Below are 22,808 nucleotides of genomic sequence, written 5' to 3'. Positions count from 1 at the left end.
CACATATATCGACAGGAGCTATGAATGATAATATTTTTCTCAAAATTATTCGTAAAGAAGTTCCGACAACTTTCATCTATGAAGATGATGAAGTATTGGCCTTTCCGGATATTCATCCTATCGCTCCTGTCCATATTTTGATCATCCCTAAGAAACCAATTGTGAGTATTGCTTCGATGGAGCCTGTCGATGTGTCGATTGTTGGGAAAATGTTTCTCGTAGCCAAGAAAATCGCAGAGGACTTGAATATTTCTGAAAAAGGGTATAAGCTTCTTATTCGAGTGGGACGTGATGGAGGACAAGAGGTCCCTCATCTCCATCTCCATCTTTTGGGGGGAGCTCGATTGGCAGAAAATATTCATGCAGTGGATAGTGTAATGGTATAATTTATTCAAGCTTGTCGTTTTTTCAGTACTTCTCTCTTCGCTCAAAAATGAGATGATACAAGAGAGAAAGAGTGAAAAAGCGAAAAGCTTTTTTGAAAGGAGGTCGTTTTTATGATTCAAGTGAAGAAAAAAGAGAAAGAAACTGCTGAAAGTCTTATTCGGCGTTTTTCTCGTCGTGTCCAGCAGAGTGGAGTGCTCAGGCAGGTTCGCAAAATACGATTTCATCAACCAGAACAGAGTCGCGTCAAACGTCGTGACGAAGCTCTCTACAAAGTGAAGATTCGCAAGGAAATCAATCGTCTCAAAAAATTAGGGAAATTTGATGAAGACGCTCTGCGTGATATCAAGAAAAAAATGTAAATTTTTCTGAGGAAAAACCACTGATGTACGTCAGTGGTTTTCTCTCGCTTGGTATTGTCAGGGGAGTTTGATACAATAATGAAGCAAGTAATCTGATTGAGAAAAAATATATGACACTCTACGAAACCATAGGAATGCATCTCAAAGAAGCGATGAAATCTGGTGATGTGCTTAGGCGTGATACACTTCGGCTTCTACAAAGCGCACTGAAAAATGTTGCTATTGAAAAACGTGTTACCCCTGATACATTTTCTGACAGTGAAGTAGAAGAAGTTCTCAAACGTCTTGTGAAACAACGGAGAGACAGTATTGCTCAATATCGTGCTGGTAATCGGGAGGATCTAGCCCTTCAAGAAGAATCTGAGCTGAATCTCCTCTCCGCATATCTCCCTGAGGCCATGGGAGCAGAAGATCTCCGTGTTTTGGTCACGACACTCCTCAAAGAAGCAAATATCACTGCCAAATCACAGATGGGACAAGCGATGGGGATAGCCGTAAAAGGAGTCGCTGGTCGTGCATCTGGTGATGACATTCGCAAAATTGTTGAAAGTCTTTTGATATAGATTCGAGAGAAAAATTGTGAAATTATGCATATTATTTTAGAATATACCAATGAAGTGGATAATCCTCTCGAGAGTGATTTTTTTCAGACGATTGCTTCTTGTACTCTCGCACACCCACAATTTTCTTTTTTGTCAGAGAAAGAAATAACCATCGGCGTAACGATCGTTTCTCGTGAAAAAATACAGTCTCTCAACAAACAATATCGACAGCATGACAGCGTGACAGATGTACTGTCCTTTGGTGAATATGAAGGAAAATCTGCATTGTCGCAGAACGCAGAGAAGCAGATTTTTCTCGGAGATATTTTCCTTTGCGCAGACTTTATTGCACACTCAGCAGAAGAAGATGAAGTGACATTGGAGCGTGAAATGACCTATATTTTTTCACACGGAATACTCCATCTGCTTGGATTTGATCATGAAGAAGAAATGTTTTTGATTCAAGAAGCGGTGACAGATAAGCTCACGGGAAACAAAAAATAATATCAATATAATCAATGTCTCTATGAATCGATTTTCTCGAAGTCTCCTCTATGCTTTCAAGGGTATTTCTTTTGCTCTCCATCATGAAAAAAACTTTCAAACAGAAATACTGATAAGCTCTTTTGTGATAATAGGAATGTTTCTTTTTCCACTTTCTGGAATGGAACGTTCTCTCATTGTTTTATCAATGGCACTTGTGCTGACACTCGAACTTGCCAATACTGCACTGGAACGTGTAATGGATATCCTCAAACCGAGAATACATCCTTATGCACGAGTGATCAAAGATGTGATGGCAGGGGCGGTGCTCCTCGCAACACTCGCCTCTATTGCTATTGGTTTGGTGATTTTTTCTCCGTATCTCATCGCCTTTTTTTCGTGGTAGAAATATTCTTTTGCGTTTTACTCTTTTCAAGGTATAATAAAAAAGATGTAGCTTCGTTTTTTGAATGCTCCAGGTTTGTCTTTGATTTTTTTGTCTATGTCGCGTGGTCGTTATTTTGTAGGATTGGATATTGGTTCCGCAGAGATCCGAGCAGTGATTGCTCAGGAAGTTTCTCTTGATGAACCACTTCGAGTGATTGGTGTTGGAGAAGCACCTTCTTTCGGTATGCGTCGCGGTGTCGTGGCAGATACCGATAGTGTTGCCAAAGCGTGCAATGTCGCACTCGAGCAGGCCGAACGGATGGCTGGACATTCTATCGAAAATCTTGTTGTGAGTGTTGGTGGAACAGAGATCCTCTGTCAGGATGTTCTTGGTGTGATTGCTGTAGGTCGCCCAGATGGAGAGGTTATGGATGATGATATTTCCCGTGTCCTCGATGAAGCGCAAGCACGAGCGACACTTTCTCTCAATCGTGAAATAATTGATATTATTCCGAAGGACTATCGATTGGATGATCAAAAAAATATCAAAAATCCTCTCAGCATGAAAGGTGTACGGCTCGAAATGAATGCCCTTCTTATCAGCGGTAGTACGGCTCATTTGAAAAATATTGCGCGCAGTCTTGATCAAATAGATGTTCAAGCAGAAAGTTTTGTTGTTGAACCGTTAGCAGCAGCTGAAGCAACGCTTTCGTCCAAACAGAAAGAGTTAGGCACAGTCCTTATTAATATTGGAGGGAATACGACTTCACTCGCTGTTTTCGAAGACGGAGACCTTCTCCATCTCGCTGTATTGCCTATCGGTAGCAGTCATATCACCAACGATATTGCTATCGGTCTCCGAACGTCTATTGAAGTTGCGGAAGCAGTCAAAAGAAAATATGGTAGTGCTTCACCCGAAGAGATACCCAAGAAAGACGAAGTCGATCTCAGTATTTTTGATTCTCAGGAAGATGTATTGGTTTCTCGTCATCATATAGCTGAGATTATTGAAGCCCGACTCGAAGAAATTTTTTCATTCGTCAATGGAGAATTGAAAAAAATAGAACGTGAAGGATTGCTTCCTGGTGGAGCAGTGCTCTGTGGCGGAGGAGTGCTCCTCCCTGGAACAGTAGAACTTGCCAAGAATATTCTGCGCCTTCCTGTGCAAATCGGTTACCCGAAAGCTCTTGGAGGTATTCTTGATCAGGTGGATACACCTCAATTTGCCACAGTTATCGGACTTCTTCTTCTCGCAGAGACCAATGCAACTCGTAAAAACGGCGTCTATTCTGCTGGAGGAAAAATAGCGGGCTTGGTTCCTGAGGGTGTTTATGATACAATAAAACAAATACATCAATGGTTGAAACAGTTTCTCCCATAATGTTTCGGTAGCAAAAACAGATACACAACGGATATGTTCGGAAAATACTCTTTTCTTGTGTTTTTTCGCTACCTTGACACTTTTTCTCACGTTGTGATAGAGTTGAAATTCAAGAAACCTTTCTGATTGGAAGGTGTGAAATGAGTAGAGAGCATACAGATGAAAAAGAAGAAATGGCTTATCTAATCAACTTTTTTTAAGGGGACATATATGGCAGAGATCAAACCCGACATTGAGACATTCGCAAAGATAAAAGTTGTTGGTGTTGGAGGTTCTGGTGGTAATGGTATTACTCGAATGATCGATGCCAAAATTAAAGGCGTCGAGTTCGTCGCTATCAACACTGATGCTCAAGCTCTGCATAATTCCAAAGCACAGGAAAAAATTCACATTGGTAAAAATTTGACCAAGGGACTGGGAGCTGGAATGAATCCAGAAATCGGACGACAAGCTGCTGAAGAAAATCGTGATGAAATTCAGGAAGTGCTCAAAGGAGCGGATATGGTGTTTGTTACTTGTGGACTTGGAGGAGGCACTGGTTCTGGAGCTGCTCCTATTGTTGCTGAAACAGCCAAAGAGCTGGGAGCTCTGACAGTTGGTGTTGTTACAAAACCATTTGCTTTCGAAGGATCTCAACGCCGTACCATTGCCGAAGAAGCATTGGCCAATTTGAAAGATCGTGTTGATACGCTTATCACTATTCCGAATGATAAACTTCTTTCTATTATTGATCGCAAGACCACGCTCATCAACGCCTTTCGTATCGTCGATGATGTTCTCCGTCAGGGTGTGCAGGGTATTTCTGATTTGATTACCAAGCCAGGTATCGTCAATGTCGACTTTGCCGATGTGCGAGCGATTATGGAAGATAGCGGAAGTGCTCTTATGGGTATTGGTATTGCTTCCGGAGACAACCGTGCTGTCGAAGCTGCCAAGGCCGCTATCAACAGCCCTCTTCTCGAACTTTCTATCGATGGTGCCAAAGGGGTACTCTTCAATATTTCTGGTTCGACTGATCTTACGATGCTTGAAATCAATGAAGCAGCGAGTATCATCACAGAAAATATTGATCCAAATGCCAAGGTGATATTTGGAGCGGTCACCGATGATCAGATTCGTAAAGGTGAAATACAGATTACAGTGGTCGCAACAGGATTTGATGTGGTACGGATGAACGAATCACCTATCGGACTGATCACTAATCGATCAACAACAGTGACTCCTCCTGTTACTCCTTCGCGTCATACGTTTTCTCAACCGACAGAAGAACCAGAAGAAAAAGAACAAACAGAAAAAGTTGATCAAGAAGGATTAGATGAAATCCGTTTTACAAATAGGAAAATAGAACCGGCACAAATGATCATTGAAGAGAAGATCCAACCACGTAATATGTCTTCGCACAATGGATCCAAAGAATTTGCTCAGGATGAAGACTTAGAAATTCCCGCTTTTATTCGTCGCAAAATGAAGAAATAACCAAGAGGATGATTTCTTCTGCGAGATGCTCCTCTAAGAGCATCTTTTCTTTTACGAAAAACGAGAGCGGTGTATACTATAAAAGAGGATAGAAGATGCATGATAAGTGATGCAAAATATCCGACATCAATTATTCCTCATCCTTATATTTTTATCTCTCATCTCTCATCAATTATCTTTTTTTATGTATTGTCCATTCTGTAATCATACTGAAACAAAAGTTATCGACTCTCGTGATACACAGGAGGGGCGAGTAGTGCGTCGTCGAAGGGAGTGTGAACAATGTCATGCTCGTTTCAGTACGTATGAGGAAATAGAAATATTTCATCTTTCGATTGTGAAAAAAGATGGTCGGAAGGAAGAATACGATCGGAGTAAAATCGAGAAAGGGTTACGGAGAGCTTTTGAAAAACGTCCTCTCGCAGAAGAAAAAATAGAAAAGATTCTCGGAGAAATCGAGTATGCTCTTCATGAGAAACATGAGAATGAGATTCCGAGTCGTGAGATAGGGAGTTTGATTATGAAAAAATTGAAAGAAACAGATGATGTCGCCTATATCCGATTTATTAGTGTGTATAAGTCTTTTGGCAGTGCCAAGAGTTTTCGCAAGGCCCTCGATACTTTGGAATAAAAGCATTGTTTTAAGTATTTCTTATAATTACCGAGTTTTTTCCTTACCAATAATTTTTTCGAAGAGACGCTCATTCGCCCAGCGGCGAACTCACTTCTGAAATTTTTTCGATCCGTCGCAGACGACGGCACCATGCTCGAAAAACTTTCAAGCCTCTCTGAAAAAACAATTGGTAAGAAAAAAGAAATCCAATTTTTATTGAAAGAAGCGAGTGAAAATTCTATGTCAAAAATCTCTGTAAAAGTTATTCCTCGAGCGTCAAAGAATGATATAGAATGTGTGGGAGACGGGGAATATCGTGTTCGTCTGACTGCACCACCGGTCGATGAGAAAGCGAATCATCTCTTGATCAAGCTCTTGTCAAAACATTTTGGTGTTGCACCAAGTCTGATACGGATTGTCTCTGGAGAAAATAGTCGTCAGAAGATTATTGAAATTTCATAGACTCCCTTTGTTTTTTGAGAGAGTAGTCATGATTTCTTTTTTATCCCGTGGTTACTTTTGAACACTTCTGACTCGCTTTGTCGAACAGGGAGCTGTCCTGTCGAGACCCTGTCTGCCGACAGGCAGGCATCCGCCCGCCTTGACGAGCGAGAGCGAGGCTGGGTCACGCTCTCCGCCAGCTGGCGGATGTTACCGACGCGCTCATCGGAAGTGTGGACAAAACTAACCAAACGAAAAAAAAGAAATCATGATTACTCTCTATTTTTCATAATTATGAGAAAGGATCAAATTTTTCTTCTTGCGTGTTTAGGATATATAGGAGGAGTCTTTCTGGGCTCCTTTTTTGTTTCTCCACAGTGGATACTTTTGTGTGGTATCGCTTTGTGGGTAGGTGTTTGTGTCGCCTTTCCTTCTCGGAGAAGTTTCCTTTTTATTGTGCCGATATTTTTTTTCATTGCAGGGACGTTTTTGGTAGAACGAGCACTCGATCGATATCGAGGAGATGATTCTGTCTCACAGGAAATAATTGGCACAGTTCGTGTCGTCAGTGAACCAGAGGAGAAAACTTTTTTCAGACAAGTAATTGTCAGAGGTATCGTATGTGAACAGGATGATTGTCCAAAAGAGAAAATTTTGTGGCAAGCACCACTTTCGACCGATGTCAGCATCGGATCGAGACTGACATTTTCTTGTTTGCTCGAGCGACCCGAGAATTTTGATCCAGCATTCGACTACCGCATGTTTCTTGCGAAAAATGGTATTGGATACGTCTGTGCCCACGCGACCATATCGCAATCGTTACCCGAAGACAGACATGCTCGTATGATGCGTTTCTTCTTTCTCCCCAAGCGAGCGTTCGAGCGGGCGATAGAACAGAGTCTCCCTCAGCCAGAAGCTGGTCTCGCTCTCGGACTGGTTATAGGAGGGGACAATCGTTTGCCAGAAAACCTCAAGCAAGCATTTGTCGCGTCGGGACTCTCTCATATTACGGCGATTTCAGGATACAATATTGCACTTATCGTACAAGGACTGATGCTACTCGGTATCGGTCTTGGTCTCTGGCGTCGTCAGGCACTTTGGTTTGCTGTCATTGGTATTATACTTTTTATTATCCTAGTTGGTGCTCCATCATCAGCGGTGCGAGCGGGTGTGATGGGCGTTTGTGCTCTATCAGGACTCTTTTTTGGTCGATTGTCTCGCGGACTGAATATGCTTTTCTTTGCAGGAGGAGTGATGCTCATATTTCAGCCACTTCTTTTACGGTATGATATCGGGTTTCAGCTTTCTTTTCTCGCGACCCTCGCGCTTATTTTCTGTACACCGATCATGCAATCTTTTCTTCCTCGAATATTTTTTGGGAAAACTTTCGTGGAAATAGCGATGATGACGTTTGCTGTAGAACTTTTTGTGGTGCCGATCATTGCTTATCAATTCCATATTTTCTCTCCTTTTGCTCTTCTCATGAACGTACTTATTCTTCCGCTCATACCATACACAATGGCGCTCACTTCTATTTCTGCGTTAGGATTTTTCCTCTTGCCAGGACTCCATATTATTCCTGCAGGCATCACGTATGCACTGCTTCGAACGATCACTTCATCTGTCGAATATTTGAGTGGTATCGCTGGAGCAGTACAAAGCGTATCACTCTCTCCTCTCACGCTCTTTCTCTGGTATGTTGTACTGTTCTCTGGTATTGTCGTAGGAGAGAAATATTTTGTGCACACCTATGTCGAAAAAAATACTTCTGAGTAGTCTGGTGCTGTTATTCTTCATTGCTTGTATTTTGTATGCAGGAAGAACATGGTGGGACGGATATCGTGAAGAGACATTCGTCACATTCCTCTCTGTCGGAGAGGGCGATGCACTTCTCATTTCTCAAGGATCGAATCAAGTCGTGATTGACGGCGGTCGAAAGAGTAAAGACCTCCTTGCTCGTCTCGGACGATATCTTCCATTCTGGGACCGGACTATTGAAGTCGTCATCGCGACGCATCCTGACGCAGATCATGTCGGCGGTTTTCCAGGATTGTTTTCGACATACCATATCAATCATTTTCTTTCTACAGGAGCCGAGAGTGAGACAGAGGTATTCACCCTTCTCAAGCAATCACTGGAGAAATATCACATCGATACTCTCAAAGTATCTCGAGGAACGACACTACAGCTTCCGATAGATGGACTCCTCTCGATCGAATATCCCGAGACAACACTCCCTGAGACAATGGCAGAGACCAACAAGGGGAGTATTGTCGCACGGTTCACGTATGGAGAGACATCGATGCTTTTCACTGGTGATCTCCCGAGTGAAGAAATGTTTCTTCCTGATATCGGACACATCGATATTCTGAAAGTATCCCATCACGGCTCACGCTACTCGACGAGTGAAGTGTTCCTTGATCAGTTCACACCGAAAGAAGCGGTGATTTCTGTTGGCAAGAATAGCTATGGTCATCCGAGTTCCGAAGTTCTCCATCGTCTCAAAAAACGAAATATCCGTATCCATCGCACCGACGAGGAGGGTGATATCCAGTATGTCTGCACGAGAGCACTGCAGAAATGTATCTTGCCTTGACAAAGAGTTGGTAATTTCCCTCTGGTGGGGGTATAATGAAAATGAAAATAAATACTAAATAAAAAATATGTTTTTAAGTTCTCATTCTTACATTCTCAAGAAAGTTCTTCTTTTCTTTATTCTAGTGTCAATTGTTTTTACGAGCATTTTTTTGTTTTATAAAACATATTTATATTCCAAAAAGGAAAATAATACAAAATTGGTAGAGCAACAAGTATTGATGTCCACCGAAACAACGTCTCAAGCCGTATGGGATCCCAAGGGATCTATATATCTTTCTCTTGCACCAAACAATGGAAATGATTTTGGTATTTATCAGTATGATATTAGTAAAAATATTCTTGCTCCCTATTCTCTATTAGAAAAAGGAATTGCTTTTTCAGGAAAATTTAAAACTGCTACATCGGAAGAATTGTTAGTATCAGAAATAAGAGGTGACGAAACCCAAATTACAGGAATAGAAGGGAATATCGCTACAACACTTACTGACTCGATGATTCAAAAAAAGCGACATCCCTCGTATTCGGTTCCATATGACGCTCTTATTTATTCGGGAAAAGAGGAGAATGCCGAAGCTCTTGGAAGACCGAATGAATTCAATGTATATATGCAGAAAGCTGGCAATCAAGAACAAAAAATTGCACAAGGTGCTATGCCGATATTGACTCCGGATGGCAGATCAGTTGTTGTTTTACGAAATGATGGATTGTATAAAATTGATTTAGAAGATAAATCAAGTGAGCATATTTGGAAGACGGAATCTGATGGTGTGAGTTTTAATCAACAATTTTCTCTCTCTCCGAATGGGAAATATATTGCTTGGTCATATCCAGATGGAGGAGACATTTATGTCTTTGAAGTTTCTTCCTGGAGTCCGTTTGAAGCGACTTTTATGTATGATATTAAATCACATGCTTTTTGGCCAATTTTCTCGCCAGATGAAAAATATATAGCCTTTGAAGAAGTGGATTGGACTGATCCTCCGACCCAAGCTCGACTTGTTATTATGAATCTTGCAACACAGGAAAAAAGAAATCTCTTGGATCTTACTTCATTTGATCAATTGAGTTTATTTGTAGATGATTGGAAATAACATATGAATACTATTAAAACTTTTCTCATAATTTTCATTGTTAGCATCGGTGTTTCTTTCGGGATGGGCAATGGTAGATTCTTTCATATAGAAAGATCAATGGCATGGAGTGATGGTTCGAGTGGTACGAGTAGTAGTAGTGGTACAAGTGGCAGTCGTGATGGTAGTGGTAATCGTGGAAATAATAATAACTGCGGTAATGCTGTAGGAGGATCAACATCTGGGGCTCGAAGCGGCGGTGGTGGCAATTCGAGACCAGTCGTTCCTCCTTGCTCCGCATTGAATGGTAGAACTTGTACTTCTGTTGCCAATGCTTGTGGTACCACTTCTGGTACATACAATTGTGCAGGTGTTTGTAGTGCTACTCCTCCCGCTCTCCCTACAGGATACGGTACTGCCTGTCAGAAAACAGGGAGTGTGAACTCCTGTGGAGATTCTGGAACGACTACCTCGGGTGTGATTGTGTGCAATGGAACGTGCGATGCACCAGCTCCTACCAATGCTCAAGAACGTTGGTACAGAGTTGCCGGTGTAACCTGTCTCTCTGCTCCGAATCAGTGTGGAAAGCAGAATCTGGGAACTTACAATTGTAGTGGTACGTGTGCCGCACTCACTCCCTCACCAGCTTCCTGCTCTGCATACAACACCAATAAACCAACAGTATCACTGAAAGCAAATCCACTCGTACTTACATCAGAAAGATCTACCATTCTCACATGGACCATTGCCAATGCAACGAGTTGTCGTCATTCGAGTGATGATAGTAGTTCTACGGCTAGCTGGACTAATGCACCAATCGATCCTGCAGACGGCTCTACTTCTGTCTCTGTTACGGCTCCTACCACTTCCTTCACCATCTCCTGTTCGAATGCCTCAGGAGTAACCAACAGAACGGTATATGTCAAAATTCAGAATGATTGTTCCGGTATTCCAGCTTGTGGAGACACGAACAATGTGTGTGATGGAAAACGATACAATGACATAAAAGGTTGTGGCGTGAATAACTGTAGAGGTACTCGTTATTGTGATCTTAACTGGAAGGAGACAGCTCCTGGTCAGTAGAAATCTTGAGCACAAAAGAAGGAATGCCCCTTCTTTTGTGCATTGACAGAAAGAGAAAAATGTGCTATAATATAGAAACGGGTCGAAAGACCTTTTTTTATTTGTCTTGATTTCTGTCGACAAATGCTTGAAACTCCAGAAAAATCTGTTTTGTGGTATACTCAAAAAGTAAGATAAAAATATATATTTGCTTATGGGACGAAAGAAAAAAGTCGTAGAAGAATCAGAAGAAGATGATTTCACCATTGAAACTATTTTACACAGTGATGCCAAGCGAAGTATCGCAGCGGTTTTTTTGTTTGCGCTCTCACTGCTTTTTCTCCTTGCCTATTTCCGTTCAGCCGGACTCTTAGGTGTATGGATCAATACGGGTCTCGGGATGATGCTCGGATGGGGCAAATGGCTCTTCCCTCTCCTTCTTGTTATTGCAGGACTCATGTTTCTCAAGGGACGTAAGACCACGCTCTCGGATGCGGTGAAATTTATCGGTCTTATTACCGCGTTTTTTTCCGTGCTCGGATTGTTCCATCTCTACAGTGGAGATACGACCAAGGAGCTTCTCAAGGTAGCGAGTAATGGACAGGGTGGTGGGTATGTTGGTTTTGCTTTTGCCTCTGTTCTCATCAAGTTTACTGGGATGGTTGCTGGAACGATTATTCTTCTCACATTTTTTATTATCGGTGTGATTGCTTCATTCAATGTTTCTCTCATCGCATCATTCGAGCGGTTGCAGAGGAGACTATTTCCGAGCAAAGAAGAAACACCAGAATCACCAGAAGCATCTCCTTCTGTCGATCCTGTTGTAGCAGAGATGGTATCAGTCGCACCACAGGGAGAGGCAGAAAAACAAGAAATACCAGAAGAAACAGAAGAATCATCAGAGGTGTCCTCAGCTCTTTCTCCAGAAGATACAGCAAAACTCGCAGAGAATAACATTAGTAATCTGAAGTTTCGAGAAGGAGAGACCGTATTGATCAAGAAACTCAGTCTGAAAAAGAAAAATTCAGGAACGACACCGTGGGAAGTTCCGGATGTAAGTCTCTTGGAACAGGCAACGGGTCATGCAACAGGAGGTGACATAGAGGCAAAAAAACATATTATTCAGAATACGCTCAAACATTTTGGTATTGAAGTGGAACCAGGAGACGTCCGTCTCGGTCCGACTGTCGCTCAGTATACGTTTCATCCGGCTTCTGGAGTCAAGCTCTCTCGTATTACAGCGCTCTCTGATAATCTCGCTCTTGCACTCTCTGCCAAATCAATTCGTATTGAAGCACCTATTCCTGGGCAAGCGCTCATCGGTATCGAAGTGCCGAATGAATCTGTAGCTACTGTCCGTCTCCGATCAATGCTCGAGAGCGATACATACAAGTCTCGTACTTCCGATCTCATGGTCGCTCTTGGTCAAGATGTGAATGGAAAAAAAGTAATGGCCAATCTTGCCAAGATGCCTCACATTCTTATCGCTGGTCGCACAGGTTCAGGGAAAAGTGTGTGTATGAATACTTTTCTTCTTTCACTACTCTACCAAAATACGCCTGAAGAGTTGCAACTCATTTTGATTGATCCGAAGAGAGTTTCTTTTGCACGCTACAAAGGCATCCCTCATTTGAAAGCGGATGTTATCGTTGAGAACAAAAAAGTTGTCAACGTACTTCGTTGGGCAGTCGGTCAGATGGAACACCGATACAAAATCCTCGAAGAAGCAGGCAAACAAGATATCCAAGGGTATCACGAAATGATCGCCAAAGGAGAGAAGCGTACGGTCGTCAATACAGAAGCTGGTACCGTGAAACAAGAACCCTATCCTGCTATGCCATATATCGTGATTATGATCGATGAAATGGCGGATCTCATGGTGACTCATCAGAAAGAAGTGGAGCCACTCATTGTGCGTCTTGCTTCTCTTTCGCGTGCTATCGGTATTCATCTCGTGCTCGCGACACAGCGACCGGAAGCAACCGTCATCACGGGACTTATCAAAGCAAACATTCCAGCTCGTATTTCTTTTCAATTGAAATCACAGATCGACTCCCGTACTATCCTCGATACGAGTGGCGCTGAGAAATTGCTCGGCAATGGCGATATGCTTTACTCGGCTGCTGATGGCAAAGAAATGCGTCGTATACAGGGCGTACTCGTCTCTGAAGCAGAAATCAATGCGGTAACGTCGTTTCTTTGTGCACAGAAAAAAGCGCATGAGGAGGAGGACGGTATCGGTGATGATATTGAAGGAGTGATAGAAGGAGAATCGGACGATATCACAGAGGCACTCAGTCTCATCGATGAAGGTGCGAAAGAAGATGCTTTGTATGAACAGGCCAAGGCGATGACTATTCAGTCCGGACGAGCCTCGACCACTTCTTTTCAGACAGCGTTTAGTGTCGGGTATCCAAGAGCGGCCAGACTGATGCGTCTTCTCGAAGACAATGGAGTTGTTGGTATGGTGGATGGCAAGAAAACAGTACTGATTGGTAAAGGTGATATCACCTCTGCTTCTGCAGAAGATGAAGAAAGACAATACGGCGATGATCCGATCGCAGAGCAATCAGAACGGAATAAATGGCAGTTGTAAGGAAAGTAATTGATAAGAGATGAAGGATGTTTATGAGTGAAGGTTTTACACGGAAAAAGGTTGAATCACTGACACTGGGAGAGAAGTTGAAAAAACTTCGCGGAGATTTTCGTATGAGTCTCACAGAGATTTCCAAGGCGACGAGAATACAGGTGAAATATCTCGAACATCTCGAAAACGGAGAATATGAAAAACTGCCGGCGGATGTCTATGTCCGTGGTTTCCTCAAGAGTTATGCACTGTATCTCAATATTGATGAAGGTGTGTTTATGAAGCTCTACGAACGTGAGCGTCATATCCAAGAAAATCTCCATCAAAAACCCAAGGAACAGCCCGTTCATAAAAAACATATCAACATTGCTTCGCTCGTTATCACTCCACAATCGATTGTTATCACGTTTGTTGTATTGCTTGTTTTTGGTGCTTTTATATACGTTTTCCGTGAATTTCAGACGTTCGCTCTCGTTCCTCGTCTCGTCATACTGAGTCCGATGAACGGCACAGTCGTAGACACAGATACGGCTGTTATACAAGGAAAGACGGACAAGGGAGCACGGGTGTCTATCAATGACCAATCAATCTTTGTCGATGGAGAGGGAAATTTCTCTAGTACTCTTCCTCTACAGTCAGGGATCAATACGCTGACAGTGATGGCAGTCGATCGTTTCGAAAAACAGAAAGTCGAAGTGCTTGTAATAGAGTCTTCTCATATACAGCCAATACCAGAAGCAGTACCAGTGTCTCTTGATATGGAATCTCAGATGTTCCGTGTCGAAGTGTCGGTACGTGAAAATCCCGCACAAGTGATGATCGAAGTAGATGATGAGAAAGTATTTGATGGAATCCTACGTCAAGATACGCCACAGAGTGTCATATCAAAAGAGCGAGTAACAGTTTTTTCTGATAAGCCATCACAGACATTCATCCGATGGAATGATGCAGAAGAAGAGTCCCTTTCTATCGAGAAAAAAATCGAAGACGCGGTTGTTTTTACTCCACTTGGGAGACAGCTCTAGACGTATTTCTTTGTGTATGTTATTCTGTAAGAGAAGTAAACAACAGAGGACATAATTCAAAAATATAAATCATTGTAATAACTCATATGGCGAAGATCAAAACGACAAAAAGTGAGGGGAAAGATAAAATCAATACTGTCTTGGATGCGATCCAAGAGAAATTTGGTGAAGGAATGATGATGAAACTTGGCGACGTCCGTAAGGTCGATGTCGAGGTGATTCCGACGGGATCGGTGTCACTCGATATCGCTCTCGGTATCGGAGGTGTACCACGCGGTCGTGTCGTAGAAGTGTATGGTCCAGAATCATCTGGTAAAACGACACTGTCGCTTCATATTATCGCCAATGCGCAGAAGTCAGGTGGTATTGCTGCCTTTGTCGACGCAGAACATGCACTCGATCCAGAATACGCCAAGCGTATCGGGGTGAATATCAACGATCTCCTCATTTCTCAACCAGACAATGGCGAACAGGCACTCGATATCGTGGAAACACTCGTTCGTTCTAATATGGTGGATGTGATTGTTGTCGATTCTGTCGCAGCCCTCGTTCCAAAAGCAGAAATCGAAGGTGAGATGGGCGATCATCATGTCGGCCGTCAAGCGAGGCTTATGTCGCAGGCTCTTCGAAAATTGACCGCTATTATTGCTCGTTCCAATGTCGTGGTTATTTTTATCAATCAGATTCGTATGAAGATTGGTGTGATGTTTGGTAATCCGGAGACGACTACCGGAGGACAGGCGCTCAAATTTTATTCTTCCGTTCGTATCGAAGTGAGACGGAGTGCTCAGATCAAACGAGGAGAAGAAGTGGTAGGGAATCGTGTGAAGGCCAAAGTGGTGAAGAACAAGGTCGCAGCACCATTTCGTACTGCTGAATTTGATATTATGTACAATGAAGGTATTTCACTTGCAGGAGACCTCCTTGACTCTGGTGTTATCTATGGAACGCTCAAAAAATCAGGAAACTCGTTCCTTTTTGGTGAAGTGAAGCTTGGCGCAGGACGTGAATCCGCTAAAGTGTTTCTGAAAGAAAATCCAAAAGTGGCAAAAGAAATCGAAAAATCTATCCTCGCACAATCAAAAGACGGGAAGGCTGAAATTCAAAAAGTCAGTGGAAAAACGGAAACAGAAGAATAAATCAAATCATTCTTCAAAAAAGAAAAGACTCTTTCGGGAGTTTTTTCTTTTGGGCATTTTTGTGTTCAATAGGAGTAAAAAAATATGCTATACTGTGTGTATGTACAAACAAATTCGCATCTTATTTCTTTTGTTCTCTTTCGGCGCGTTCTCTGCGCTGTGTTTTGTTGTGCCAACAGAGTCTTCTGTTGTCTTGGCTCAGTCGGATTGTGACGATACAGACACTGGATGTATCAATGATCGTATCGATAGTCTGGAGAAAAAACTCAAAGACGCAAGTAAGAAAAAAAGTGAGTTGGAAAAGAACTTAAACCAGATCAATACATCGCTCACCTCTACCCAGCAGGTGATTCAGCGTACACAGGTGCTTCTCAATGAGTCCACACAAACCATCGAACAAAAAGAAAAAGAAGTAGCTGGACTGGAGCAACAATTGACCCTCGAAAAATCTGTTCTCAAAGGACTCCTTCGAGAGCTTTATGAAAGTAGCAGTATCCCTTTTTCTGAAATCATTGTTGCAGAAAAGAGTGATATGCGTTTTTTTCATGAATATGATACGTTGTTTTCGGTACAGGAAAAGATACAGGGAGTGATTGGTGAGATCAACACCATGAAAGAAAAAGTGACTGGTGAAAAAGAAACATTGGAGGATATGAAAAAGGATCAGGAACGACTGCTCGCTCTCAAGAATCAGCAGAAGAAAAATTTGGTATTGGATAAGGTAGACACGCAGGGTGATATAGAAGATCAACAAACAATTATCAGTCGTCTCAAGAAAGAACTGGATCAATTGCAGGGCGATTTGGATATTTTGTCGGGGAAATCATATGATGCCAAAGATATCCGTGAAGCAGTAGAGTTTGCCAGCAAAAAAACAGGAGTGCCTGTAGGAGTGCTGTATGGTTTCTTGAAAAAAGAAACGAACATCGGTGTCAATACGGGACAGTGTACCTATAAACAAGTAGAAAGTGTCTCTGTTGCACGATACAAATCCCTCTTGAAGAAAAATAAGAATTGGCAAAAATCGATTGATCTTTTGTATAAACGAAAGGCTCTCTTCTATGATATTGTCGATGTTCTCGGGTACAGTAAGGACAAGAAAGTCTCTTGTTCTCCTTCTCCGAGTGCGTATATCGGGCAGGGCGGGGCGATGGGTATACCTCAGTTTATGTCTGATGTATGGATGGGGTATAAATCTCGCATTACAGCCAATACAGGACATAAGAATCCTGATCCATGGAATATCACGGATGGGGTGATGGCGATGGCTCTCAAGCTTCGTGTCGCTGGCGCTACCTCGAGTAAAGAGTCAGTCATCAAGAGCGCTTCTATCAATTATCTTGGTACTTTCAATAAAAATTACTACGAAGGTATCGTCTATTGGTCAAAAAATTATAAACTTCTCTTTCAATAGTGCTTTTTCTGATGTGCAGGTTTCTCTGTTTTGTGATATAGTGGAAGCGTAATTAACAGGATGTTTACTATTCTTCATTTTTTTTATGGAACAAATCTTTCTATCAGTGATTATCCCTGCATATAAGGAAGGTGAGCGTATCGGACGGAATCTTCTCGAAATAGACAAATATCTTAAAGGGAAGAATTATTCGTATGAGATACTGGTGATCGTAGATGGTTCTCCTGACAATACTGCTCTCGTTTCTCGTAATTATGCACTGCAGATACCTCATATTCGTGTCATCGAGAATACAGAAAATCACGGCAAGGGGTATGTTGTCCGTCAGGGTTTACTCGAAGCGGTAGGGAAGTGGCGACTTTTCCTCGATGCTGATGGTTCGACCTCTATCACTCATCTCGATGCCTGCGAAGAACATTTCAAGTCAGAATATGATGTTATTATCGGTTCACGTAAGATAGCAGGATCGTTCGTTCAGATACATCAGCCCAAGCATCGAGAAATTTTGGGTGAAGGAGGGAATTGGCTCATTCGTATCATTCTTGGTTTATGGAATTATCCTGATACACAATGTGGTTTCAAGGTGCTTTCAGAAAAAGCTTCCAACGAGATCGCTTCACGCATGGTTGTCGATCGATTCGGATTTGATTTTGAGTTGGTAGTATTGGCACTGAGACTCGGGTTTCAGGTGAAACAATTGCCAGTTCGCTGGATGAATGAAGAAGGGTCTACTGTGAAATTGACTGGTCCGAATGGATTTATTCAAGTATTAATCGATCTTTTCAAAACGAAATGGCGTCTCATCACGGGTGCATATCATATTAGTGAGTATGCTAAGAAGAAAATAACTGCCAATGCTTCTTGAATATCTATCGTCAATAAAAAAACAAAACAAAATGACACAAGCAGAAAAAAAAATACATACTACTCCCTCAGAACTTCGTCAAGACATTGTTACGGGAGATTGGGTTGTGATAGCGACGGGCCGTGCCAAGCGTCCTGATGCTTTTGCTTCATTGGAACGTGTCCGTGCAGATAATCCTGAAGATCCTTTCGTCGATCCAGAGAAAACGAATGAACAAGATGATATTCTTGTGTATCGTCAGGAAGACGGAGAGTGGAGTCTCCGTGTTTTTCCGAATAAATATCCAGCCTTCTCTTCGGAGGAAAAAGTGCGAGACCTCTCTGAGGGACCTTATTTTTCGATGACTGGTTTCGGGTACCATGAACTCTTTGTGACACGTGATGCAGAGAAACCGCTGGCATTACTTGAGACATGGCAAGGAGCGGAGCTCTTTGATGCGTATCAAGAACGATATCTATCACTCATGGGTAAACCAGATATCAATTACATTCAGATTTTCCATAATCATGGAAAAGAAGCAGGTGCATCTATCGAGCATCCCCATTCTCAGCTTATTGCGCTTCCAGCTATTTCCCCGTATATCAACCTTGAGCTCTCTGGAGCAGAACGGTATTACAGAAGCAATCACTGCAATGTATACGATATCGTCATCAAAGCGGAGCAGAAATTTAAAAAGCGGATACTCTACGAAAATGAACATTTCATTGTATTTTGCCCTTTTGCCTCCCGTGTCGCCTTCGAAATATGGGTGATTGGTAAGCGTCCTAATCCGTATTTTGAACGCATTACCGATGAAGAAAAGTTCGCCCTTGCGGAAGCGATGCAGAAAGCTCTTTTTGCCCTTTATAGCGGTCTGAATGATCCAGCGTATAATTTCTATATTCATACAGCTCCGTGTGATGGCAAAGACTACCCTCATTACCAGTGGCATATAGAGATTTTACCGAGGACATCTGTTTGGGCTGGTTTTGAACTCTCTACGGGAATAGAAATATCGACCATAGAACCAGAAAAGGCAGCAGAATATTTACGAGGACATCTGAATTCATGAAAACAAATGAAACTTCTATGCGGAAATTTTATGTGATCGGAAATCTCAAAATGAATATGCTCTCACGTGAAGAAGTATCACAGTATCTTACGGTGCTTCATCGAGAAGCTGGGCAGAGGAACTACGAACACGTTCTCGGGGTGATTTGCCCTTCGTTTTTGTATCTCGCACAATTTGATCGTTTGCCTCAGGGAATAAAAAAAGGCGCACAGAATTTTTTTCCAGAAAAAAGTGGTGCGTATACCGGAGAAATCTCACCTTTGATGCTCAAAAATGATGGAGTGGAATATGTCATCCTTGGTCATAGTGAACGGCGACGATACGCAGGAGAAACGGATGAGAAAGTACGTGAGAAAGCAATATTTGCTATCAAATACTATCTGACTCCGATTGTCTGTATTGGAGAAACAGAAGAAGACAAACAGGCAGGAAATACCGAACAAGTTTTATCCCGTCAGATACGTACAATTTTTTCTGACCTTTCCAAGTTGCAAGCTGAGAAAATTATTATTGCTTACGAGCCACGTTGGGCTATCGGTACCGATGCACTTCCTACAACGCAGGATATCCTCGGTGTCAGCATTCTCTTCCGAAAAATATTGAAAGAGATGTTTGATATGCAGACAGCAGAGAGGATCAGTCTCCTCTATGGAGGATCGGTGAAGAGCGCCCTTCTGGGACCAGTTTCTTTTGAGGCAGGAATGGATGGAGTATTGGTAGGAAGAGAAAGTCTCTTTCCTTATGAGTTGATAAAAATGATGGGACTCTTTGAAGAAGAAGCAAAACGACGATTACGAAAAACTCAATAATAATTTGATAGCACGAAAATTATGTTGGCAAATGTAAAAACGATGCTTGAAGAAGCACAAGCGAATCACTATGCGATTGGCGCTTTCAATACGATCAATCTCGAGACGACACAGGCTATTCTCGAAACAGCACGAGAACTGTCCTCTCCTGTTGTTATTCAGTTGACCGAAAAAACATTTGATTATGCGGGTGGTCGCGCTATTTTTCATCTCATCAAAAATCTTGCTGAATTTTATTCCAAAGATATCCCTGTCGGTATTCATCTCGATCATGGTAAGAACTTTGAGGTTGTTGAACGAGCCATGGGTATAGGTTTTCTTTCGGTGATGTATGATGGATCACGCAAGGAATATCCAGACAACCTCATCGCTACCAAAAAAATTGTGGAAATTGCTCACAGCAAGAACGTTGTAGTGCAAGCCGAACTCGGTAATGTTCCATATCTCGGAGAAATACAGATGGAAAATATCGATTGGAATAATTATATGACCGATCCTGATCAGGCAGTAGAATTTGTCAATGAAACAGGTATTGATACTCTCGCGGTTGCTATCGGAAACGCTCACGGATTTTTCCAGGAACGTGAAACACCTGATTATGAACGTCTGACGGCTATACGAGAGCGTGTGACACTTCCACTTGTGATGCACGGAGCATCGGACTGGGGGAGTGATCGAGTCGCTGAAGTCATCCGTCGAGGAGTGAGTTGCTTCAATGTTGATACCGCTCTTCGTCTTTCTTTCATTGGTGGACTTCGGGAAGCATTGTTATCAGAAGATGAAACTGACCTTCGTAAAATATTGACCAAAGCACGAAATCAGACGAAGGAAGCGGTAAAACAAAAGATACTTTCTTTTGGGAGTGATCATAAAGCCTTATAAAAAATTTATTTATATACAGAAATACAAATATGCAAAAACAGAGAATTGCCATCAATGGATTCGGTCGTATCGGACGGTCAGCGTTCAAAATAGCTTTCGAGAAAAAAGATATCGAGATTGTTGCTCTCAATGATTTGACGAGTGTCGATATCTTGGCACACCTGTTGAAATACGATACTGCGTACGGACAATACCGAAAACGGATAGAAGTGAGTGAAGGGAAGCTTATCGTCGATGGGAAAGAATGTCTCGTATTTGCTGAACCTGATCCGAAGAAACTGCCGTGGAAAGAATTGGCGATTGATGTCGTACTCGAGTGCACGGGTCGATTTACGGATAGCGTCTCTGCTTCACAACACATCGCTGCCGGAGCCAAAAAAGTAATTCTCTCAGCACCTGCCAAGACAGGAGACGTTGTGCCTTCCATTCTTGTTGGCGTCAACGAATCTTCGTATCAGTCTGAAGAAGTGATTTCCAACGCTTCATGTACGACAAATTCTCTTGCTCCAGTTGCAAAAATCATTCATGAAGAGTTTGGTATTGCCAAAGCATTGATGACAACAATACATTCGTACACCGCTGATCAGAATCTCCAGGATGGCCCACACAAAGATCTCCGTCGTGCGAGAGCAGCCGCGTCCAATATCGTTCCGACGACGACCGGAGCGGCTATCGCTGTGACACAAGTCATCCCGGAACTTTCTGGATTATTTGATGGGCTCTCACTTCGTGTTCCGACTATTGTTGTCTCTTTGACTGATTTCACGTTTGTTCTCAAGAAGAAAACAACCGTCGAAGAAATCAATGCCGTACTTGAGCGGGCCAGTCAAGATGCTAGGTATCGTCAGGTATTGGCAGTGACTCGTGAACCACTTGTCTCTTCTGATTTCATCGGTGATCCACACTCGAGTACAATAGATCTCTCTCTGACGAAAGTAATCGATGGTGATCTCGTGAAGATTGTTGCGTGGTATGATAATGAATGGGGATATTCGAATCGTCTCGTAGAACTCGTCACTGTTATCGGTAAACAATAGCGTACAAGGTTATGAAGAAAACAACACAAAAAAAGCAAGATATCGAACAATATAGAAAACGTCTGCAAGAGATTTCCGAAACGAAATTCGGATCACTCTCTGATGATGATATTTTGCATACTCTTGCAGAACGAAAAGAAATCATGTTGATGGAAGAACACGAACAAGAACGTCTGACTCAAGAAAAACAAGAATCTGAAGAGAAGGTGTTGCAAGCAAAAAGAGAAGCCGAAGAGAAAGCGAAAAAAGAACAACAAGCTTCTGAGGCAAGAATTCGTCATGAGAAGAAGAAACTGATCAAACAAAAAATTGAAGCATTGAATGAATCTATTTCTCCGGAGAAGAAGGATGAAGATTTGTTGGTACTCATTCAGGAACGTCGTGCTCTCGAGGATGAAATCGCCTCGTTGGATAAACAAGACAGCGATGAAGAAGGGGAAGAAATACCATCGGGAGAGACTTCTCAAGAAGTACCTACCGAGGAATTGATTTCTCAGGCAGAACCGATCATCACCCCCTCAGTACCTTTGAAAGAAGAAGTAGTGGTCCCACAAAAACAAGAGGAAAAACAAGAAATCAAAAAAGAAGATATTGTGGATGCTTTCCCTCCTGCTCTTGCGAAAAAACGAGATGATGAGTTTGGTATGGAATCTATTCAAGATACGGGTATACACAAGAATAGTCAGTTCTCACGTTATCTCGACCAACTCAATAACAACACGGGTTCTCTTGGTGAGTTCTTGCAACAACTTCCGGTTGATGCAAAACAAAATAAAGCCTTTATGCTCAAGGTTGCAGAGATCGACCCTGCGTATGCGATGCACTATGCTGATCCAGATACACTCAAGATAGATGAAGATTTCAATATGCGTATTGCGAGTCTCGATAATCCAAGGAATTCTGGGAATGCACTTGCTGAAATGTTACCCAATGCTCGGACATCCAAAGTACTCCTTGTCGCAGTAAAAAGAGATTATCGTAATATCAAATTTATTGAGTCGCAGATGTCAGATTATGATGAAATGATGACTATCGCCAAAAAAAGTGCTTTACAGAAAATCGATGATTTGAAAGAATCAGCGGATATTGATTTGCTTATCCCCAAGATACTTCAGCAGAACAGACAATTTATGACAGAGTTGAAGGAACATATTAAGAAAAATGAAACACAATAGACGACTGTTAAAAAAACACAAGCAA

Annotated in this window: 23 protein-coding genes; all 23 read left to right on the top strand. The window is 42.2% G+C overall.

Annotation, left to right across the window (positions count from 1 at the left end; all coding sequences use genetic code 11):
* The first annotated feature begins 20 nt into the window (after window positions 1–20).
* On the top strand, window positions 21–386 hold the full coding sequence (locus tag PHH40_03175; protein ID MDD2766738.1) for a histidine triad nucleotide-binding protein: 366 nt from the start codon (window positions 21–23) through the stop codon (window positions 384–386).
* Between the two features lie 111 nt (window positions 387–497).
* Window positions 498–746 (top strand): 30S ribosomal protein S21, encoded by a 249-nt coding sequence (locus tag PHH40_03170; GenBank protein ID MDD2766737.1) that lies wholly within the window; start codon window positions 498–500, stop codon window positions 744–746.
* A gap of 110 nt (window positions 747–856) precedes the next feature.
* Complete coding sequence (locus PHH40_03165; GenBank protein MDD2766736.1) at window positions 857–1,309, top strand: GatB/YqeY domain-containing protein; 453 nt, start codon at window positions 857–859, stop codon at window positions 1,307–1,309.
* 24 nt (window positions 1,310–1,333) lie between these two features.
* On the top strand, window positions 1,334–1,792 hold the full coding sequence (ybeY, locus tag PHH40_03160) for an rRNA maturation RNase YbeY (protein MDD2766735.1): 459 nt from the start codon (window positions 1,334–1,336) through the stop codon (window positions 1,790–1,792).
* 22 nt (window positions 1,793–1,814) lie between these two features.
* Entirely contained in the window at window positions 1,815–2,177 is a 363-nt protein-coding gene (locus tag PHH40_03155; GenBank protein ID MDD2766734.1) for a diacylglycerol kinase, read from the top strand.
* 96 nt (window positions 2,178–2,273) lie between these two features.
* A complete protein-coding gene (ftsA, locus tag PHH40_03150) occupies window positions 2,274–3,539 on the top strand; it encodes a cell division protein FtsA (protein ID MDD2766733.1) in 1,266 nt (421 codons plus the stop codon).
* Window positions 3,540–3,749: 210 nt separating this feature from the next.
* A complete protein-coding gene (gene ftsZ, locus PHH40_03145) occupies window positions 3,750–5,015 on the top strand; it encodes a cell division protein FtsZ (GenBank protein MDD2766732.1) in 1,266 nt (421 codons plus the stop codon).
* A gap of 184 nt (window positions 5,016–5,199) precedes the next feature.
* Window positions 5,200–5,646, top strand: coding sequence for a transcriptional regulator NrdR (nrdR, locus tag PHH40_03140; GenBank protein ID MDD2766731.1), 447 nt, complete (start codon window positions 5,200–5,202; stop codon window positions 5,644–5,646).
* A 222-nt stretch (window positions 5,647–5,868) separates the two neighbouring features.
* Window positions 5,869–6,090: a DUF167 domain-containing protein gene (locus tag PHH40_03135; protein ID MDD2766730.1), complete on the top strand. Its 222-nt coding sequence runs from the start codon at window positions 5,869–5,871 to the stop codon at window positions 6,088–6,090.
* 273 nt (window positions 6,091–6,363) lie between these two features.
* Window positions 6,364–7,845: a ComEC/Rec2 family competence protein gene (locus PHH40_03130; GenBank protein MDD2766729.1), complete on the top strand. Its 1,482-nt coding sequence runs from the start codon at window positions 6,364–6,366 to the stop codon at window positions 7,843–7,845.
* The gene (locus PHH40_03125; GenBank protein ID MDD2766728.1) at window positions 7,820–8,665 is read left to right on the top strand and encodes an MBL fold metallo-hydrolase; all 846 of its coding nucleotides are present in this window, start codon (window positions 7,820–7,822) and stop codon (window positions 8,663–8,665) included. Before PHH40_03130 ends, PHH40_03125 begins: the two co-directional genes overlap by 26 nt.
* 151 nt (window positions 8,666–8,816) lie before the next feature.
* Window positions 8,817–9,758 (top strand): hypothetical protein, encoded by a 942-nt coding sequence (locus PHH40_03120; GenBank protein MDD2766727.1) that lies wholly within the window; start codon window positions 8,817–8,819, stop codon window positions 9,756–9,758.
* A 3-nt stretch (window positions 9,759–9,761) separates the two neighbouring features.
* Window positions 9,762–10,820, top strand: coding sequence for a hypothetical protein (locus PHH40_03115; GenBank protein ID MDD2766726.1), 1,059 nt, complete (start codon window positions 9,762–9,764; stop codon window positions 10,818–10,820).
* Between the two features lie 193 nt (window positions 10,821–11,013).
* Window positions 11,014–13,395 carry a DNA translocase FtsK 4TM domain-containing protein gene (locus PHH40_03110; protein MDD2766725.1) on the top strand — a complete coding sequence of 794 codons (2,382 nt, stop codon included), beginning with the start codon at window positions 11,014–11,016 and terminating at the stop codon, window positions 13,393–13,395.
* Window positions 13,396–13,427: 32 nt separating this feature from the next.
* Entirely contained in the window at window positions 13,428–14,411 is a 984-nt protein-coding gene (locus PHH40_03105; GenBank protein ID MDD2766724.1) for a helix-turn-helix domain-containing protein, read from the top strand.
* An 86-nt stretch (window positions 14,412–14,497) separates the two neighbouring features.
* A complete protein-coding gene (gene recA / locus PHH40_03100) occupies window positions 14,498–15,550 on the top strand; it encodes a recombinase RecA (protein ID MDD2766723.1) in 1,053 nt (350 codons plus the stop codon).
* A gap of 100 nt (window positions 15,551–15,650) precedes the next feature.
* Window positions 15,651–16,964, top strand: a complete 1,314-nt coding sequence (locus PHH40_03095) for a lytic murein transglycosylase (protein MDD2766722.1) — start codon at window positions 15,651–15,653, stop codon at window positions 16,962–16,964.
* An 85-nt stretch (window positions 16,965–17,049) separates the two neighbouring features.
* Window positions 17,050–17,829, top strand: coding sequence for a glycosyltransferase family 2 protein (locus PHH40_03090; protein MDD2766721.1), 780 nt, complete (start codon window positions 17,050–17,052; stop codon window positions 17,827–17,829).
* A 31-nt stretch (window positions 17,830–17,860) separates the two neighbouring features.
* Window positions 17,861–18,880, top strand: coding sequence for a DUF4921 family protein (locus tag PHH40_03085; protein MDD2766720.1), 1,020 nt, complete (start codon window positions 17,861–17,863; stop codon window positions 18,878–18,880).
* A gap of 17 nt (window positions 18,881–18,897) precedes the next feature.
* Window positions 18,898–19,689, top strand: a complete 792-nt coding sequence (locus tag PHH40_03080) for a triose-phosphate isomerase (protein ID MDD2766719.1) — start codon at window positions 18,898–18,900, stop codon at window positions 19,687–19,689.
* A gap of 21 nt (window positions 19,690–19,710) precedes the next feature.
* Window positions 19,711–20,571, top strand: a complete 861-nt coding sequence (locus tag PHH40_03075; protein ID MDD2766718.1) for a class II fructose-bisphosphate aldolase family protein — start codon at window positions 19,711–19,713, stop codon at window positions 20,569–20,571.
* 29 nt (window positions 20,572–20,600) lie between these two features.
* Window positions 20,601–21,608, top strand: a complete 1,008-nt coding sequence (gene gap / locus PHH40_03070; protein ID MDD2766717.1) for a type I glyceraldehyde-3-phosphate dehydrogenase — start codon at window positions 20,601–20,603, stop codon at window positions 21,606–21,608.
* 11 nt (window positions 21,609–21,619) lie between these two features.
* On the top strand, window positions 21,620–22,783 hold the full coding sequence (locus tag PHH40_03065; GenBank protein ID MDD2766716.1) for a hypothetical protein: 1,164 nt from the start codon (window positions 21,620–21,622) through the stop codon (window positions 22,781–22,783).
* Window positions 22,784–22,808 lie beyond the last annotated feature (25 nt).

The sequence above is a fragment of the Candidatus Moraniibacteriota bacterium genome, from assembly GCA_028688415.1.
Taxonomy (GTDB): Bacteria; Patescibacteriota; Minisyncoccia; order Moranbacterales; family UBA1568; genus UBA1568.
The sequence above is the reverse complement of the archived record's forward strand: the minus strand, read 5'-3'. Positions and strand labels throughout refer to the sequence as shown.

Bases quoted from the DNA above. Each gene is read 5' to 3' on its own strand.
- PHH40_03175 (MDD2766738.1), top strand. From the start codon at position 21: ATGAATGATAATATTTTTCTCAAAATTATTCGTAAAGAAGTTCCGACA.
- PHH40_03170 (MDD2766737.1), top strand. From the start codon at position 498: ATGATTCAAGTGAAGAAAAAAGAGAAAGAAACTGCTGAAAGTCTTATT.
- PHH40_03165 (MDD2766736.1), top strand. From the start codon at position 857: ATGACACTCTACGAAACCATAGGAATGCATCTCAAAGAAGCGATGAAA.
- ybeY (MDD2766735.1), top strand. From the start codon at position 1,334: ATGCATATTATTTTAGAATATACCAATGAAGTGGATAATCCTCTCGAG.
- PHH40_03155 (MDD2766734.1), top strand. From the start codon at position 1,815: ATGAATCGATTTTCTCGAAGTCTCCTCTATGCTTTCAAGGGTATTTCT.
- ftsA (MDD2766733.1), top strand. From the start codon at position 2,274: ATGTCGCGTGGTCGTTATTTTGTAGGATTGGATATTGGTTCCGCAGAG.
- ftsZ (MDD2766732.1), top strand. From the start codon at position 3,750: ATGGCAGAGATCAAACCCGACATTGAGACATTCGCAAAGATAAAAGTT.
- nrdR (MDD2766731.1), top strand. From the start codon at position 5,200: ATGTATTGTCCATTCTGTAATCATACTGAAACAAAAGTTATCGACTCT.
- PHH40_03135 (MDD2766730.1), top strand. From the start codon at position 5,869: ATGTCAAAAATCTCTGTAAAAGTTATTCCTCGAGCGTCAAAGAATGAT.
- PHH40_03130 (MDD2766729.1), top strand. From the start codon at position 6,364: ATGAGAAAGGATCAAATTTTTCTTCTTGCGTGTTTAGGATATATAGGA.
- PHH40_03125 (MDD2766728.1), top strand. From the start codon at position 7,820: ATGTCGAAAAAAATACTTCTGAGTAGTCTGGTGCTGTTATTCTTCATT.
- PHH40_03115 (MDD2766726.1), top strand. From the start codon at position 9,762: ATGAATACTATTAAAACTTTTCTCATAATTTTCATTGTTAGCATCGGT.
- PHH40_03110 (MDD2766725.1), top strand. From the start codon at position 11,014: ATGGGACGAAAGAAAAAAGTCGTAGAAGAATCAGAAGAAGATGATTTC.
- PHH40_03105 (MDD2766724.1), top strand. From the start codon at position 13,428: ATGAGTGAAGGTTTTACACGGAAAAAGGTTGAATCACTGACACTGGGA.
- recA (MDD2766723.1), top strand. From the start codon at position 14,498: ATGGCGAAGATCAAAACGACAAAAAGTGAGGGGAAAGATAAAATCAAT.
- PHH40_03095 (MDD2766722.1), top strand. From the start codon at position 15,651: ATGTACAAACAAATTCGCATCTTATTTCTTTTGTTCTCTTTCGGCGCG.
- PHH40_03090 (MDD2766721.1), top strand. From the start codon at position 17,050: ATGGAACAAATCTTTCTATCAGTGATTATCCCTGCATATAAGGAAGGT.
- PHH40_03085 (MDD2766720.1), top strand. From the start codon at position 17,861: ATGACACAAGCAGAAAAAAAAATACATACTACTCCCTCAGAACTTCGT.
- PHH40_03080 (MDD2766719.1), top strand. From the start codon at position 18,898: ATGCGGAAATTTTATGTGATCGGAAATCTCAAAATGAATATGCTCTCA.
- PHH40_03075 (MDD2766718.1), top strand. From the start codon at position 19,711: ATGTTGGCAAATGTAAAAACGATGCTTGAAGAAGCACAAGCGAATCAC.
- gap (MDD2766717.1), top strand. From the start codon at position 20,601: ATGCAAAAACAGAGAATTGCCATCAATGGATTCGGTCGTATCGGACGG.
- PHH40_03065 (MDD2766716.1), top strand. From the start codon at position 21,620: ATGAAGAAAACAACACAAAAAAAGCAAGATATCGAACAATATAGAAAA.